The 16,395-nt window shown below is 62.6% G+C and carries 11 protein-coding genes; 9 read left to right on the top strand and 2 right to left on the bottom strand.

The genetic code is table 11. The features are described 5' to 3' along the window. Nucleotides 1–141 precede the first annotated feature (141 nt). The 5 genes from JKL48_RS12790 to JKL48_RS12810 all read left to right on the top strand — a co-directional run bounded on the left by JKL48_RS12790 (nt 142) and on the right by JKL48_RS12810 (nt 5,275). The gene (locus JKL48_RS12790) at nt 142–912 is read left to right on the top strand and encodes a DUF4129 domain-containing protein (RefSeq protein WP_201983010.1); all 771 of its coding nucleotides are present in this window, start codon (nt 142–144) and stop codon (nt 910–912) included. 17 nt (nt 913–929) lie between these two features. Next, nucleotides 930–2,471, top strand: a complete 1,542-nt coding sequence (locus JKL48_RS12795) for a DUF4350 domain-containing protein (protein WP_201983013.1) — start codon at nt 930–932, stop codon at nt 2,469–2,471. 13 nt (nt 2,472–2,484) lie between these two features. Next, the gene (locus JKL48_RS12800; protein WP_201983015.1) at nt 2,485–2,745 is read left to right on the top strand and encodes a hypothetical protein; all 261 of its coding nucleotides are present in this window, start codon (nt 2,485–2,487) and stop codon (nt 2,743–2,745) included. Beyond that, nucleotides 2,746–3,813 carry an AAA family ATPase gene (locus tag JKL48_RS12805; protein ID WP_201983017.1) on the top strand — a complete coding sequence of 356 codons (1,068 nt, stop codon included), beginning with the start codon at nt 2,746–2,748 and terminating at the stop codon, nt 3,811–3,813. A gap of 112 nt (nt 3,814–3,925) precedes the next feature. Then, nucleotides 3,926–5,275 (top strand): DUF58 domain-containing protein, encoded by a 1,350-nt coding sequence (locus JKL48_RS12810; RefSeq protein ID WP_201983019.1) that lies wholly within the window; start codon nt 3,926–3,928, stop codon nt 5,273–5,275. A gap of 8 nt (nt 5,276–5,283) precedes the next feature. Here the strand turns inward: JKL48_RS12810 and JKL48_RS12815 are convergent, their stop codons facing one another. Beyond that, nucleotides 5,284–7,092, bottom strand: coding sequence for a hypothetical protein (locus JKL48_RS12815; RefSeq protein ID WP_201983021.1), 1,809 nt, complete (start codon nt 7,090–7,092; stop codon nt 5,284–5,286). A gap of 137 nt (nt 7,093–7,229) precedes the next feature. Between JKL48_RS12815 and JKL48_RS12820 the strand changes: the two genes are divergently transcribed. The 3 genes from JKL48_RS12820 to JKL48_RS12830 all read left to right on the top strand — a co-directional run bounded on the left by JKL48_RS12820 (nt 7,230) and on the right by JKL48_RS12830 (nt 11,650). Continuing rightward, nucleotides 7,230–9,206 carry a beta-N-acetylhexosaminidase gene (locus tag JKL48_RS12820; RefSeq protein ID WP_201983023.1) on the top strand — a complete coding sequence of 659 codons (1,977 nt, stop codon included), beginning with the start codon at nt 7,230–7,232 and terminating at the stop codon, nt 9,204–9,206. A gap of 169 nt (nt 9,207–9,375) precedes the next feature. Beyond that, complete coding sequence (locus tag JKL48_RS12825; protein WP_201983025.1) at nt 9,376–10,848, top strand: DUF6056 family protein; 1,473 nt, start codon at nt 9,376–9,378, stop codon at nt 10,846–10,848. A gap of 190 nt (nt 10,849–11,038) precedes the next feature. Beyond that, nucleotides 11,039–11,650: a 3'-5' exonuclease gene (locus JKL48_RS12830; RefSeq protein ID WP_201983028.1), complete on the top strand. Its 612-nt coding sequence runs from the start codon at nt 11,039–11,041 to the stop codon at nt 11,648–11,650. A gap of 175 nt (nt 11,651–11,825) precedes the next feature. On the opposite strand, the gene JKL48_RS12835 is transcribed toward JKL48_RS12830, so the two are convergent. Continuing rightward, nucleotides 11,826–15,638: a hypothetical protein gene (locus JKL48_RS12835; RefSeq protein WP_201983030.1), complete on the bottom strand. Its 3,813-nt coding sequence runs from the start codon at nt 15,636–15,638 to the stop codon at nt 11,826–11,828. A gap of 157 nt (nt 15,639–15,795) precedes the next feature. Between JKL48_RS12835 and JKL48_RS12840 the strand changes: the two genes are divergently transcribed. Next, a complete protein-coding gene (locus JKL48_RS12840) occupies nt 15,796–16,389 on the top strand; it encodes a Uma2 family endonuclease (RefSeq protein WP_201983033.1) in 594 nt (197 codons plus the stop codon). Nucleotides 16,390–16,395: the final 6 nt, after the last annotated feature.

The raw sequence follows: 16,395 nt of genomic DNA on the forward strand, positions 1-16,395 counted from the left end.
CCCCGGCGGGCCCCGTGGCCTCCCAGGTGCGTTAGAGAGTCAGCTGCTAGCTCCGCATCGGCCTGCGTGATGCTGCGCTGCGCGCTGCATGACGGTCAAAAAACTCCTCAACCGCTAATTTCCTTACCCGCTTTCCCGCTCGTGCCTGCTCTCTGCTTTTGGTTTCGGCTGCTGTTGCTGGTGGCCCTTGGGGCAGCGCCAGCCCATGGGGCCGCTCCTGGCCCCCAACGGCCGCCCGCCACCCGCCCGCTGCCGCCCGATACGGGCCCGGCCCCGCGCCTGCGCCGGCCCGATGAGGCGCGCCTGCAGGAGCTACGCGGCCAGCGCGATTTTCAATACGTGGAGCCCACATCGCGCCCCGAGGAAAGTGCCTGGCAGGCCTTTTGGGCGCGGGTGCGGCAGGCCATTGCCGAATGGCTGACCAGCCGCAGCTACAGCCATTTTTGGCGCTGGGTGTTTTATGCGCTGTTCCTGGTGGCGGGCGTTTTCGTGGTTCTCAAGCTGCTGCAAATTGATTTTACGGCCCTGCTGAGCCGCACGCCCCGGCGCGTGGCACTGGCCTACGATACAGCCGCCGAAAACATCCACGAAGTAGACTTTGCCAGCCGGCTGGCCGAAGCCGAAGCGGCCGGCAACTGGCGCCTGGCCGTCCGGCTGGGGTATCTGGAGCTGCTCAAAGCGCTTTCGGACCGCGGCCTCATTCAGTGGCAGCCCGACAAAACCAACCACGCCTACCTGGCCGAGCTGCCGGCGGCCGGGCCGTTGCGGGCCGGCTTCCGCGAAATCACCCGGCAGTTTGAGTTTGTGTGGTACGGCGAATTGGCGCTGTCGGGGCCGCTGTATGCGCGGGTGCGCGAGGGGCACCGCGCTTTTCTAAGCCAGGTGGGCGGCGCAGTTCGCCGCGTGGCCTGAGTTAACTTGCTGCTGCCATGACAAGGACATTTCGTTGGTATCTGCTGGGGCTGCTGGCCTTGTTTGGGGCCTACGTGGCGCTGGAATACTACCGCCCCAAACCGGTGGACTGGACGCCCACGCTCATCAATAAGGACAAGATTCCATACGGCACCTACGTGCTGTATGACCAGCTCCCGCGCCTGCTCGGCACCGATTCCATCAGCACCACGCGCCTGCCTATCTACAACCAGCTCACTGGCATGTCGCTGGAAATGAGCGACGCTATGAGCGAGGCCGAAACCCGCACCGAAATTGGCGAGCCCGACACGACCCGAACCGACAGCACCGCGACGGCGCAAAATGCCCGCGGCAGCCAGCAGCGCGACAGCCTGCTAGCTGCAAACGGCGTCCGAAAATCGGAAGTGGATTCAATGCAGCGCAAATTAGAAAGCGCAGCCGACCAGGATGACGACGCTAACACCGCTGTAGTTGATACAGCAGATTCGAGAGCGGCTGGCGCTACGGCAAGCGCCCAGGACGAGGAAGACGACGAAGAGGACGACGAAACGCCCTGGACCGAACGCAACTTGCTGGCGGCCCGCGCTAACTATCTATTTATTACTCAAAATTTTGAATTGAGCAAGCTTGATGCGCAATCATTATTCAAGTTTGTAGGCCACGGCAACGATGTATTTGTAGCCACCCAAAGTTTCACCAACGGCCGCAGCTTGCTATTCGACAGCTTAGGATTTCACGTTATCTATCCGAAATTATCTACCCACACAGGGGCAAACGGACTTCCTACGCTTGATTCAGTTGATATTCATTTCACTAACCCGGCACTGGCAGTTCGCCTTCGTCTACCGGGCAATGGGGTTGAACAACGACTGGCTGTTGACTCCGGACGTATCGGCCGCACGCTCGCAGTCGATGCTCAAGGCAAAGCGGTATTTATTCGCTTCGATTACGGCCGCGGCCACTTCTATTTCTGTACTGCACCTCTGGCTTTCAGCAACTATTACCTGTTGCGGCCGGCCACCAGCCAGTTTGCCGCCACGGCCCTCTCCTACCTGCCCGCCCGCCCCACCTGGTGGGACGAATACCAGAAACAAGGCCGCGTGGGCAACCAGTCGCTGCTGCGCCTTGTGAGCGGGCACGAGGCCCTGAACACGGCCTGGTACCTGCTGGTAGTGGGCGGGCTGCTGTTTGTGTTTGTGGAAGCCCGCCGCCGGCAGCGCATTATTCCCACGCTCAAGCCACTGCCCAACACCACGCTGCTGTTTACGCGCACCGTGGCCAGCCTCTACCGCCAGGGCAGCAGCCACGCGCTGATTGCGGAGAAAAAAGTCGGGCTGTTTCTGGATTACCTGCGCACCCGCTTCCAGGAAACCAGCCCCGATTTTGGCGACGAGGACTTTCGGGAACGGCTCAGTCAGAAGGCGGGCGTGGCCCGGCCCCGCGTCGATGAGCTGCTACGTTTGGTAAACTTCGCCCGCACCGCGCCCCAAATGAACGACCAGCAGCTGTTGCAGCTGAGCAGGGCGCTGAGTGATTTCAAGCGCGAAGCCCGCCGCTAATCTCCTGATTGACATGCTAACGGTTGCCAAACTCGCCATTCTTATCAAGTACCAATGGAATTTTCAGCGCTTCATTGAGGAGGCCGCCGCGTCGGAGAAAGCCCTCATGGACGTTGACTGGGATGAGGCGGGCGAGTTGCTCCAGGACCTGCGCCGCTACCATCACCACCTTGTTTCGAAAGAATACGCCGCGAAAATTCACGCCATCCTGCTCGCCGCCTGCGCCGACGAAGCAACTGCACAAACCTTACTTGGCTACGCCAGCACGCTCTAAATGGAACCCGAAAACCTCGACCTGACCTCTCCGCAAGCCCCGACCCCCGACGACACGGCTACCCCTGCCGCCGCCCCGGAAGCGCCGGCTACGCCTGAAACTGCCTTCGCTCCGCGCACCGACTTTGCCCGCCTCACGGCGCAGGCCGAAGCCATCCGGCAGGAAATCGGTAAAATCATTGTCGGCCAGACCGATTTGCTGGAGCTGCTGCTCACGGCCGTGCTGGCCGATGGCCATGTACTTCTCGAAGGCGTGCCGGGCGTGGCCAAAACCCTCATGGCCAAGCTACTGGCCCGCACGCTGGCCGTGCCGTTTAGCCGCATCCAGTTCACGCCCGACCTGATGCCGAGCGACGTGCTGGGCACCTCCGTTTTCCGGCAGAACAAGGCGGATTTTGAGTTTCGGCCCGGCCCCATTTTCGCCAGCGTGGTGCTGATTGACGAAATCAACCGCGCGCCGGCCAAAACCCAATCGGCCCTGTTTGAGGTGATGGAGGAGCGCACCGTGACGCAGGACGGCACCACCTACGCCATGCAGGAGCCCTTTCTGGTGCTGGCCACCCAAAACCCCGTGGAGCAGGAAGGCACCTACCGCCTGCCCGAAGCCCAGCTCGACCGTTTCCTCTTCAAGCTGCACGTGGGCTACCCCACGCTGGCCGAGGAAGTGCAGATTCTGAGCGGCCACCACAGCGGCTTCGGCGGCACCAACCTGGAGGCCGTGCAGCCCATCCTAAGCGCTACCGACCTGGCCGACCTGCGCCAGCAAGTGCGCCAGCAGCGCGTGGAGGCCAATATTCTGGAATACATCGCCAAGCTAGTGGGTCAGACCCGCACGCACAAGTCGTTGTACCTGGGCGCTTCGCCCCGCGCCTCGCTGGCCCTGCTCAACGGCGCCAAAGCCTTGGCCGCCCTGCGCGGCCGCGACTTCGTGACGCCCGAAGACGTGCAGTTTCTGGCGCCCAGCGTGTTGCGCCACCGCATCATGCTCACCCCCGAGCGCGAAATGGAAGGCGGCACCCCAGACGAGGTGGTGAAGCAGATTATCCAGAGCGTGGAAGTACCACGGTAGCGCAGGGTTTCGCGGAGGGAGCAGAGGCCCGCGGAGGCAATGCAAGGAGGACTTTAGCCTTTGCGGACCTCTGCTCTCTTTGCGAAACCCTGCGCGCTGAAATTTATCGAATATGCCTCTTTTCCTCACCTCTCGCTTCTTCCAGGCGCTGGCTGCTTTGGCTGCCGGCTTCGTCGTGGCCTTTTTTCTGCCCTGGCTGCTGAGCCCGCTGAAAATCGTACTAGGCCTGTTCGTGGCCCTGGTCCTCCTCGATGCGCTGATGCTCTACGCTCCGGCCAAAGGCCAGCAGGTGCCCGTATTTGGCCGCCGCGTGCTGGGCGAGAAGCTGGCCAACGGCTCGGACAATGACGTGCGGATTTACCTCGAAAACCGCTACCGCTTCCCCATTCACACCGAGACGATTGACGAGATTCCGCACCAGTTTCAGCGGCGCGATGTGCTGTTTGAAACGGACATCAAGCCCGGCGAAACGCAGGTGATTTACTACCAGCTGCGGCCGGTGAAGCGCGGCGAGTACGAGTTTGGGGCGCTGAACATCTACGCGGCCTCGCCCCTGGGGCTGGTGCGGCGGCGCTTCCGCTACGAGCAGGGCAAGGTGGTGCCGGTGTACCCTTCCTTCCTCCAAATGCGGCAATACGAGCTGCTGGCCATCCACAACCGCCTGACGGAAGTGGGCGTGAAGCGCATCCGCCGGGTGGGCCACAGCCTGGAGTTCGAGCAAATCCGGCCCTACGTGGCCGGCGACGACCCGCGCAGCATCAACTGGAAGGCCACGGCCCGCCGCGCCGGCACCGGGGCCGATGATGCGCTGGTCATCAACCACTTTCAGGACGAGCGGGCGCAACAGGTCTATTGCCTCATCGACAAAGGCCGGGTGATGCGCATGCCGTTCGATGGCCTCAGCCTGCTCGATTACGCCATCAATGCCACGCTGGTAGTCAGCAACATTGCCCTGCTCAAGCACGACAAAGCCGGCCTGCTCACGTTTTCGAACCAGCCCGGTACCATGCTGGCCGCCGACCGCCGACCGGGCCATCTGCTCAAGCTGCTCGAAATCCTCTACCGCCAGAAAACCAGGTACCTCGAAACCGATTTCGAGCTGCTGTACGCCACCGTGCGGGCCAAAATCAAGCAGCGCAGCCTGCTCATGCTCTTCACCAACTTTGAAACCCTGCACGGCATGCAGCGCCAGCTGCCCTACCTGCGCCGGCTGGCGAAGGACCATTTGCTGCTGGTGGTATTCTTCGAAAACACCGAGCTGCGGGCGTTTCTGGATGCGCCGGCCGCCACCACGGAAGACGTTTACAACCAGACCATCGCCGAGAAATTCGCCCAGGAAAAGCGCCAGATTGTGCTTGAGTTGCAGCGCTACGGCATCTACTCGCTGCTGACCGCGCCGAAGGATTTGACCGTAAACACCATTAATAAGTACCTGGAATTCAAGGCCCGAGGGCTGATATAATTCAGGCCTTAATCGTCGAAAGCAACAAGCTGCGCGTTGTCGAACCGAACCGTGGCGGGACCGTGATGCAGGAATACCACAACTACATGGTCAAAATCCTGGTGCGGCGCTTTCACATAAAACGTCAACTCCCGCGGCCAGTCGGGCTGCAAGGCGCGTTGAAACTGTACGGTACGCTCCCGCACCACCTGCGAGCCCTGGCAAAACCGCACCACAAATTGCGTCATTTTGCCTTCTACCTGCTCGCCCAGCGTGCTACTGGCCAGGGCACGGCCCCGCACCCATTGAAACTGGCCCCGCTGCGCCGGAATGCGGTATTCGGGACTGCTGGGATGAGCCTTGTCCAGGAGCAATGAGCAGTGTCCTTGCAGGGCCGGCTGGCCGCAGGGCTGGCCGTTGCGCGCTTTCTCAAAGTCTTCCTGCCAGAGCACCCGCTCGTTATGCGGGGTACCGGTGAAGTCGTAGTTGGTATCGAGCAGCAGCCTGTCTTCGGTGTGCACCTCGTAGCGCCCCAGTATCCGCCACCAATAGGCCCTGGTCATTTGGCCAGCTACGAGCAGCCCGCCAAAGTGGGCCTGGTAGGTCAGCCACAGGTTGTAATAACTGCCGAGTACGGCAAACCCGGCGTAGGCCCACAGCCACGGCCGCCGCGCCAGCAGCCACCGGTAAGCTGCCGCCCAGGGCCAGGCGAGCACTGCGTAGCTCTGCACCATCGCCCGCTGGCCCAGCGAGCCACCATAGAGCCACGCGTCCCAGGCAAAGGTGACGTAGGTAAACAGCACCATGAACACCAAGATTGGCCAGAAAGCCGTCGGTTGCTGCCGGCGCAGCGTCCCAAACCCCAACAGCGCCACTAGCAGCAGGGGTGAATACAGCAGCCAGCCGCTCTGAAAACTGAAAACGCCTTCCCACAAATGCGGACGCAACCAGCTAAAACCTTGGTCCTGATAGCTGTACACCACCCAATCACCGCTCACGTAATGCCAGTACAGCGGCTGGATGCTGACAATCAGGCCGCCCGCCAGCAGCGCGGCCAGCAACAGGCCCACCCGCTGTTGCCAGAATGCCAGCCGTTCGCGCACGGCGGCTCCTGCTGGTTGCAGCCCCCACAGCAGCGGAATCAGGCCGGCCAGGATTTCGGAGGGCCGCGTCAAAGCCATGATACCCAGTACGGCTCCAATGGCCAATGCGCGCCCAGCTGTGGGCCGGCGGTAGAACGCGGGCGTCAGCAACAGCAGCCCAGCGTACCAGGTGAATAACCAGTTGTGCGTCATGGCCCCCGCAAGGGCGCCATAATCAAGATAATTGGTAGCCAGCACAACAGCAAGTAGCGTCAGAGCGGTGGGCCACTCCCCGAAGCGGGGCAGCAAGGCCCGACGCACCAAGGCCAGCCCCAGGCAAGCCACCAGCAGGCTAGCCAGCAGAAGCGCCAGCTGGTAGGGTGGCGAAAAACCGTCGGCCGGATACCCTAGCCTGCCCGCCAGGACGTGTGCCACCAGGAAGAAAGGCAAATACTGCACCGCCATACCCGCCGAATACTTCATGACGTAGTGCCCGCTGGCAGGGTGCCGGAAGGCTTGCTGGAAGTCGGGCGTGGGGCCGTAATCGTGCAGCAGCTGGTCATGAAAACGCAATTCTTTCAGGTCATGGTGAATAAAAATAGCCGGCAGGTAGAGGTAATAGCCCGACACATCCCAGACAATGACGCGGGTCGCATTTTGATTTTTCGCCCCAGGCCACAGTCCATGCCCAACCAGTGCTACCGAAATGACAAACAAGCTGCTGAACAGCCAAGCCAGCCAGGAAGGAGATTTCATAGGGAGAGTTCTGAACCTAAATCCCCGCAAATTCGGCAAAAAACCGGCATCGACCTTGGGCGCTTGCGTACTTTGGCCCGATGATGCGATTCCGATTCCTTGTAGGTTGCCTCTGGATGCTGCTAAGCACGATTTCCGTGGCTCAGCCCAGCCTGCTACCTCTACCCGCCGAAATGCACTGGGGCCAGGGCCGCCTGCCGCTCAACAAGCCGCTGAAATTGCAGCTCGATGCCGTTGCTGACCCGGCCGTGCGTGCGGCGGCCCAACGCCTGCTCACGCGCCTGCAAGGGCCGGCGGAGCCCACTGCTGGCCCGGTGCTGCAAATCCGCTACGGTCGCGTGAGCCTGCCGGAGAAGTTTGACGAAGAGCGGTATAGCCTGCGCGTGACGCCAATGGGCGTGAGCATCGACGCTCCTACCAGCTTGGGGGTGCTGCGGGCCCTGGCTACGCTGGAGCAGCTGCCGCGCACCGAAAAAAAGCAGCGCTACCTCCCCGAAGTCGATATCCGGGACCAGCCGCGCTTTGCCTGGCGGGGCTTGCTGCTCGATGCGGCGCGGCACTTTATGCCCGTGGCCGTTATCAAGCGCAACCTTGATGGCATGGCGGCCGTGAAGCTGAACGTGCTGCACTGGCACCTGACCGACGACCAGGGCTTTCGCATTGAAAGCAAGGTGTTTCCGCGCCTGCAAACCGCTGGCAGCACCGATGGCCTCTACTACACCCAGGCCGAGGTGCGCGAGGTGCTGGCCTACGCAGCGGCGCGCGGCATTCGGGTGGTGCCCGAGTTCGACATCCCCAGCCACAGCACCAGCTGGATTGTGGCCTATCCGCGCCTCAAATCCGCCGACTCCACTTACGCGCCCTACAAGCTGTGGCGCACCACCAACGTGGCCATCGACCCCACGCGTGAAACCACTTATACCTTTCTGGATTCGCTGTTTACGGAGATGACGGCGCTGTTTCCCGACCCGTACTTTCACGTTGGGGGCGATGAGAACGACGGGCGCAACTGGCGGCGCACGCCCCGCATCGTGGCCTACATGCGGGCCCAGGGCATGGTGAAAGCCGATGGCAAAACCGTGGACAAGCACCAGCTGCACACCTACTTTAACCGGCGGGTGCTGGCCATGCTGCAAAAGCGTGGCAAAATTATGATTGGCTGGGACGAGATTTTGGGGCCGGATTTGCCCAGGGAAACCGTTATCCAAAGCTGGCGCGGCAAGAAAACGCTGAACGACGCGGCTAAGCTGGGCCATCCGGTGCTCCTTTCCAGCGGCTATTACCTGGATTTGAACTACTCCGCCGCCAGTTCCTACGCCGCCGACCCTTTGCCGCCCGACACGCCCCTGACCACCGCCGAGCAGCGGCTGGTGCTGGGCGGTGAGGCGGCCATGTGGGCTGAATTTGCTGATTCTACCATCCTGGAGTCGCGCATCTGGCCCCGCGCTGCTGCGGTGGCCGAGCGGTTGTGGTCGCCCCAGGCCGCTACTCAGGACGTGCCCGACATGTACCGCCGCCTCACCCTGGTTTCGGCGGAGCTGGAAACACTGGGCCTGCGCCATCGCCGGGCACCGGAGTTGCTGCTCAAGCAATTGGCCGGCTCATCTAATATAGCTCCGCTGCGCACGCTGGCCGAAGTGTTGGAACCTGTGAAGGAGTACAAGCGTCATTTCCAAGGCTATACCTACACCACCGAAACCCGCTACAACCGACTGGTCGACGCCGCGCCGGCCGAATCGGAAGTGGCCCGCCGCTTTGGTACGCTGGTGGACAGCGTAGTAGCGTTCAAACCCACTTCGCCTAACTGGCTGCCAGCCTCGGCGCGCCAGTTGGCGGCCTTGCGTGCCCAGGCGCTGCGCTGGCAGGCCAACGACGTAGTGCTGCAACCGATGCTCACCAGCAACCCCAGCCTGACCGAATACGCGCCGCTTTCCACGAAACTGGCCGCCGTCGCAACGATGGTACTGGAGCGCCTCACTCAATTACAAACCGGCCAGGCTCCCACGCCTGCCTGGCTGGCAGCGGCCCGCACCGCCCTGGATGCTGCGCAGGCCCCCGCCGGGCAGGCCGAACTGGCCGTGGTGAAGGCTGCCCGCAAGCTGGCGGGATTGTGAGAGATTTGCAACTAATGGAACGTCATGCAGAGCGCAGCGAAGCATCTCGCGTGCAGTAAGTAATCCAATCAAATGGGCCGCTACCACAGGCGAGATGCTTCGCTCCGCTCTGCATGACGTTACCTGCGCCTCCTTATGACGGGCTAACAGACTTCCAATTTCATCCATTTTGCCCAGCCAATCCGCATTACTTTCACTTCTCCGCCTGACGCTAGTGCTGGTACTGGCACCGTTTCTGCTGCTCACCGCGTTCAATCAGCCGTTTTTCGACGACTTTCGCAACGCCTACTGGATGCGGGAACACGGCACCTGGGGCACGCAGCTCTGGCTGTTCCAAACCTGGACCGGGCGCTTCACCACCACGTTTATCATGACCGCGCTGAACCCCGTGGCCTACGGCTGGCTAGCGGGGGTGAAAGCAGTGGCAGCGGCGCTGTTTGTAGCACAATGGGCGAGCTTGGCGCATTTGCTGCGGGCGCTGCTGCACACGGCCTTGCGCGGGAGCTGCTCCTGGAGCCGGGCCGGGTGGCTGGCCGCGCTGCTGCTGGGCCTGTTTTGCAACGCCGCACCTGCCCCATTTTCCTTTCTGTACTGGTTTTGCGGAGCCGTAGCCTACCAGATTCCCCTGATTGGACTGCTGAATTTTACCGCCCTGGCTCTGCGGGCAGGCTGGGGTCCGGAGCCGGCGAGGTGGCGCAATGCAGCGCTTGCCTGCTTCCCGCTGCTGTTTGCCCTGACCGGCAACGAGCTTACCCTGGTGCAAACTGCGCCCGTGTTGGCGCTACTAGGCATTGCGCTGCCCCCGGCGGGCCGCCCCAAATGGGCGCTGTGGTTAGCCATGGGGGCAGTAGCCGTGGCCATCGCGGCCGCTGCTCCCGGAAACTGGGCCCGCGCCGCCGCCATGGCCCCACCCGCCGACCCGCTCCATGCCTACCGCTGGCTGGTGCTGGTTCCGAGGGCGCTGTATTCAATGGCTCTTTTTCTGCTGAAGCCGCTCATTGGCGTGAGCGTGCTGGCGGCCGCAGCCAGTGGGCTGTGGGCAGGCCGCCAGCCAGCAGGTGCCGAATTCGACGTGAAACCCCTCACACGCCGCCAGTGGTGGGCGGTGCTGCTGGGCTTTGGCGCCCTGAATTTTGCTGGCTTCCTGTTATTTCGCTACTTGGTGGTGGGGCCGCCCCTGTTGCGCGCCCAGAACGAAATGCTGCTCGTGCTGCTGCTATCCACGGCGGTGCTGGGGTGGCTGCTGGGCCGGCAGCGGCCACGACGCACGATGCTTTTTTCGCCCCCGCCGAAGCTTTCGTTTCTGGCTTTGCTGTGGTTGGCGGGCTTGCTGGGTGCCGGGCACGCGCCGGAAGCCTGGCGGGAGTTGCTAACCAGCGCCGCCCCATTCAACGCGCAAATGCAGGCCCGCTTTGCGGCGTTGCGGGCGGCGCACCAGGAAAAGCGGCCGCGCATCACCCTGCCGCCCTTGCGCCTGCCCTATGGCCGGGTGCTCATTCCCCTGCGCCAATTCAGCACCGATATTGAATTCGATATCGACCTCACGCCCGGCTGCGAGGGCAACATCAACGGCGTGATGGAGCGATACTTCGAGGTGCCCGATGTGTGCTGCGATAAGGGCGTTGAGCTTAAAGAGCAATGAGCAATGAGCAATGAGCAAAAGGAACGTCATGCTGAGCGCAGTCGAAGCATCTCGCGTGCAATAGTGACCCAATCGATTGAATTACTAATACACGCGAGATGCTTCGACTGCGCTCAGCATGACGTTTTGACGGCTTGTCTCAATTATTTCTCTCTTAATTATTAAGCGCTGCGACCTTATCTTGCCTATTATGCAAGCAGAAATTACCCAGTCGCTGGCCAATCTTACGTTCACGGCCATTGACTTCGAAACCGCCAACGAGCGCCGCGACAGCGCCTGCGCCATCGGCGTGGTGCGGGTGCACAACGGCCAGATTGTCGAAGAATTCCAGACTCTGCTGCGGCCCCGCGAGCTGCGCGTAGATTGGCGCAATCAGCAGGTTCACGGCATTGCCGAAGCGGACTTGTACGATGCTCCTACGCTGGCCGACGTATGGCCTGTGCTGCTGCCCTACCTGCACCGCCAGCCCGTGGTGGCCCACAATTCAGCGTTCGACGTGAGCGTGCTTGAGTACACCTGCCGCGATTTTAGCCTCCCGATTCCGGCCTTTCACGCCCTGTGCTCCGTCAAGCTGGCCAAGGTGTGCTGGCCGCACCTGGAGCGCCACAAACTCGACCACGTAGCGGCCTATTTCAACATTCCCCTCAACCACCACGACGCCCTGAGCGACGCCCGCGCCTGCGCCGAAATCACGGTACAGGCTTTCCGCTCGGGAGCCGCGCTGCCGCTGTGCTTCAAGCAGCGCGAGCTCACGGCCGGGCTGGCGGCGCGGGCGGCGAAAGTAGCCGTGCGCCGCTGGTGAGGGTTCAATGTTAAGTCTACAGATGAGGAACGAAGCTGACCGTCATGCAGAGCGCAACGAAGCATCTCGCGTGCTGCTACTAATCCAATCGTTCAATCATTTTGATTACTACCCCACGCGAGATGCTTCGCTGCGCTCTGCATGACGGTCAATTTTGCTACTGGGCACAATCTCCTCAAAACAATACCGCCACCTGCATGCGGCCGGTGTGCACGGTATTGAGGCCGCTGGCCTTGCGGCCGTCGTAGGCCAGCGTGATGTTGAGGCCGTTGCTGAGGCGCTGCTCCACGTTCAGGTTCCAAGTGAAGTTGCTGCCGGGGCGCAGGGCGTTCAGGATTTCGATGGCTACCACGGAGTTGAGCTGGGTGGGGTCGGCGTCGAACTGCACGCGGGTGTAGTGCGTGGCGGCCGTCACGGTGCGCTTGCTCACCTGGCTGAGGCGGGTTTCGAGGCCCAGGTCGTCGAAGATGCCGGGGTGCAGTTCTGCGTTGGCAATGTCGAGGGTATTCTGCTTGTGGGTGCGCTGGTAGGTGCCGGTGAGGCGCAGGCTGGGCGTGGGCTGGTAGCTGACTTCGGGCTGCACGTTGTAAATCAGCAGGCGGTAGTTGCGGGTGGGCAGGTAGGTGCTGGTCGATTCGCGAATGTCGCGGGCCGTCGTCAGCCGGCCCGTGAACGAGGTGGCCAACGTGCGGCGCAGCAGCAGGCTCTGGGTGCTCAGGTTGCGCACATCGAAGCCCTGGGCCAGCAGGGTTTTCTGCTGGGTTTGCTGCACCGTGAGCTCGCCCCCAAAAATGGGATTGGACCGGTTGAAGTAGAGCGTGTTGCGAAACAGCTGGTTGAACGCCAGCAGCTGTTCGTCCTCCTTATCAAAGCTGAAAGGACTCAGGCGCGAAAGCAGCGCCGTATTGGTGGTGCGGCGGTCGACGGTGATGCTGGTGAGCGTGGCAAAATGCGCCAATGCCGCCCGCAGCCCGCCGGCCTCGCGCCAGCCGCGCGGGGCCGCCGTGGTGAGGCGGTAGCTGAGGCGGTTGGTAAAGGCAGTGATGTAGTCGGCCGTGGGCAGGTACACTTTGATGAAGGTGCGGTACTGCGCATCCGGCGTCTGCGCCTCAAAAAACTCGTCTTTTTCCTGCAGGGTGTTGCCGTTGGTGTCGCGCCAGTAGTGCGTACCCTGGCCGGCGGGCACCGCCAGAAAGGAGTAGTCGCGCTTCAGCTCGCGGCCGGTGGCCACGCTGTAGTTCAGTTCGGAGCGAATCTGGTTTTGGAGCAGGCTGGCGTTGTAAAACACCTGGCCCAGCACCGTGCGGTTGCGGGCGCGGCCCAACGAATCCAGGTCGCGGTAGGTGGCCAGCAGGCGCACATCCTGGGTTTTGCCCAGGCGAGAGGCCAGCGTGCCCTGCCAGGTTTGGGCCACGCCGCGCGGCTGCAACGCATTCTGCTCGGCGTTGGGGGTTTGGTCGCGGCGGTAGGTGTAGTCGAGGCGGTACTGGGTGCGGGCCGAGTCGCGGCTCTGGATAAACACGTCGTGCTCATCAAAGTAATTAGCCGAGCGAACGGTATCGGTCGTGGTCGAGCTAACCCGGTTTTTATCAAACCGGTAAGCATAGCCCGGCACAATGCGGCCGCCCACAAAGCGGCCCGTGGCCTCGCCCCGCGCCCAGTCGGAGTGGAAGCGCCCGGCATCCGAATTCAGCAAAAAGAGCGAGCCGCGCAGTTCCAGGTTGCCTACTTTCTGAGCCGCGTCCAGCCAGTGCTGCAAGCCATTCACCTCGCCCGGCCGGTAGCGCCGGCTCAGGCGGTAGTTGACGTTGTTATTGGCATCACGCGTCGCCCCCACGCTGAAGTTAAGGATGTTGTCCTCACGGGCTACGGGCGTGGTACCCAGCGTCTGGGTGGTGCTCACGTTGCTCCAGTTGCGGTCAAACTCGATGTCGCGGTAGCGGTCAATCGGCGCAAAGCGCTTGCCGGTGTACTCATAATCCAGGGTCGAGCGCAGGCGGTAGCCGCGCAGCACGCTGTTGGCCAGGGCCGTGGGCAGGCGGCGGTTTTGCACGGCGTAGCCCACGTGCAGCGCCCCGTCCTGGTCGTTTTCCGGCGAGAAGCGGTTGCGGTCGAGCCGCGAGCGGGCCACGTCGGCATACACCGTTGTGCTGCTATCCAGTTGGTAGCTCACGCCGGCCGTGGCCAGCTGCTTCAGCAGCGGCGTCGGGATAAGGCGCACCGGCTGGTAGCGGCCCTGCCGAGGGTTCACGTACTCGTACACCCGCCCGTTGGCGCTGACGTAGCTGGTGCTCAGCTTATAGTCGCCGTTGCCCTCGCCCACGTCGGTAAAGCGCACGTTGTAGGTGGCCCGCACCGAATCGAGCCCTGCGAAGGTGTACACCGGCACCGGCTGGGTGCCTCCCGGTGGCACCTGCGCGTCGAGGTGGTATTGCACCACGCGGCGGTCGTATTTCACCGGTCCCTCGCCGCCGGGCGCCGAGGCCACGGCCACGTTGCCGGCCTCCCGCAGCCGCACGCGCAAGGTGCTGTCGAGGCTGAGGTTGGGAGCATTGTCGGGGTTGTCGGCCTCCTGGTAGAAGTTGCCGTGCACGCTCAGCCGGCCCACCTGCTGGTAATGGCTGGCCGTCACCAGCGAGCGGGAATAGTTGAGGTCCGAATACTCGAAATCAATCTTAATCCGCGAATTGCTGGTGATGAGGTGGCGCGGCGTGAAGGTGACTTCGGCCAGGTTGTAGTCGATGGTGTAGTCGGCGTCGAACCCCCTGGTTTGCAGGCGGCCATCGAGGTACACTTTCTCCGAATTGGCCAGCACTATGATGTACTGCTCGCCGTTGGGGCCGCTGAGGCGGTAAGGGCCCTGCACGTTTTCGATGGGCGCCACGGTGATGCTGGCAAACTTGCCCTTGGCTACCCCGCCCGCAATGGACGTAGACGAGCGCCAGGCCACGCCCTTGCGCACGCCCGCGCCGGTGGCGGTGGCGCCCGTCACGCCGGCCCGGTCGCCCTGCGGTAGCGGCGGTGCCACGCCGGGCACCTGGCGGTTGGGGTCGGTAAGCTGCGGCTGGCTCACGGCCGGCGGGTTCAGCGAGGCCGGCGCCGAACCATTCACCACCTGCCCGGCCATGCCGTTCAGAAACACCGCATTCGACACACCCTGCGCCGCCCCGGTACCGGCCAGGCCCACCATGGGTGGCCCGAAATTGGCCTCGGCGGCCGCGCCCTGGATGTTTTTGTAGTAGCGCAGGAAGTAGTCGGGCTTGTTGCGCAGCACCACGTCGCCGGCCGTCAGGTTCCAGTTGGGGTTGGTAAGGGTGATGTAAATTTTGTCGAACTGCTGGAGCTGCTGGGTGTTGCCCTCGGGCTGAAACGGCACGTTCTGGTCCGAAATGGCGGCCGTGAGGTGAATATTTTCCGCCAGCTGGCCTTCCAGCTGCAGGTTCAGGGCCGAGTTCACAAACACGTTTTGCGTGTTGCCGAAGCTGAGCCCCCGCGACAAATTACCCGTTTTGCTGATGCCGGGGGTATTGAGAATTTGCTCCTTCACTGAGAAATCCTCGAACCGCGACAGCGGCTGCCGAAACCCCACGCTGTCCATCAGGCTGCGCGGCCGCCGAAACCGGGCCGCCGATAGCCGCAAAGGCAGCACCCGGTAGCACACTTCCACCGAATCGGGCAGCGGCTTACCCGCTGCATCGCGCGGGGCGAGCCGCACCCACAGGTACCGGTCGGTGCGCCCATCGTAGTCCAGCCCGCGCCCATTGGCCCTCACCGAAGAGGGCACCACGGTCAGCGTATCGCTCAGCGTGAAGCGGGTGGTATCGCGGCCCGGCGCGAGGCGCACCCAGCGGCAGCGCCGGGTGCTGGGCGGCGGCGCCTCGCCCGCTTTGGTCATTCGCGCCTGCGCCCAGGCCTCTCCCCTACCGCCAAGTAGCGCCACAACGAGCAGGCCCACGAGGGGGAAGCACAGGCGTAAGGGACGAATCATGCGGTAAAGGTCGGGTTTGGCGGGTAACGCGGGCAAGCGGTGGTTTCGTGCCCGCACTGGTTTGGCTACCTGCGTAAGAAGCCCTCATGGCCGTCTTTCTCCACCGTAGCAGCGGGCCTTATCTTTACGGCAAGAGACACTTAGTACCTAGCCCGCCATGCTCATCACGGACCTTTCGCAGCTCGACCCTACCAAAACTTACACGTACGCTGACTACCTGACGTGGCGGTCCGGGGAGTTTGTAGAGCTTATTAAGGGCAAGCTTATCCGCCCGGTGGCCGGTCCCAGTCGGATGCACCAAGTATATTCGGGCAATATTTTTAGCTCCTTGCACACTTATTTGAAGGGTCATCCCTGCCAAGTGTACTCCGCCCCCTTCGACGTGCGCCTGACCACCAGCGGCGCTAATGGCGATGAGCAGATTTTAACCGTCGTGCAGCCCGACATCTGCGTGGTTTGCGACCGGGCTAAGCTCGATGACCGCGGCTGCCTGGGTGCGCCTGACTGGATTGTGGAAATCCTTTCGCCCGGCAATACGGCCCGCGACACCCGCAGCAAGTTCGACCTCTACGAAGAAAGCGGGGTGCTGGAATACTGGATAGTATTTCCGGGCCTGAAAACCGTCGCCTGCTATGTGCTCGACCAAAATCAGTATCGTCTCGCGGCCGAATACGCGGCCCCTGGCCCTATTCCAGTGGCCACCCTTCCTGGCCTAGCCTTGGAGTGGACCGACATTTTTGCCGGCGAATAGCCCCGG

It is taken from the genome of Hymenobacter rubidus, assembly GCF_016734815.1.
In the GTDB taxonomy this organism is placed as follows: domain Bacteria; phylum Bacteroidota; class Bacteroidia; order Cytophagales; family Hymenobacteraceae; genus Hymenobacter; species Hymenobacter rubidus.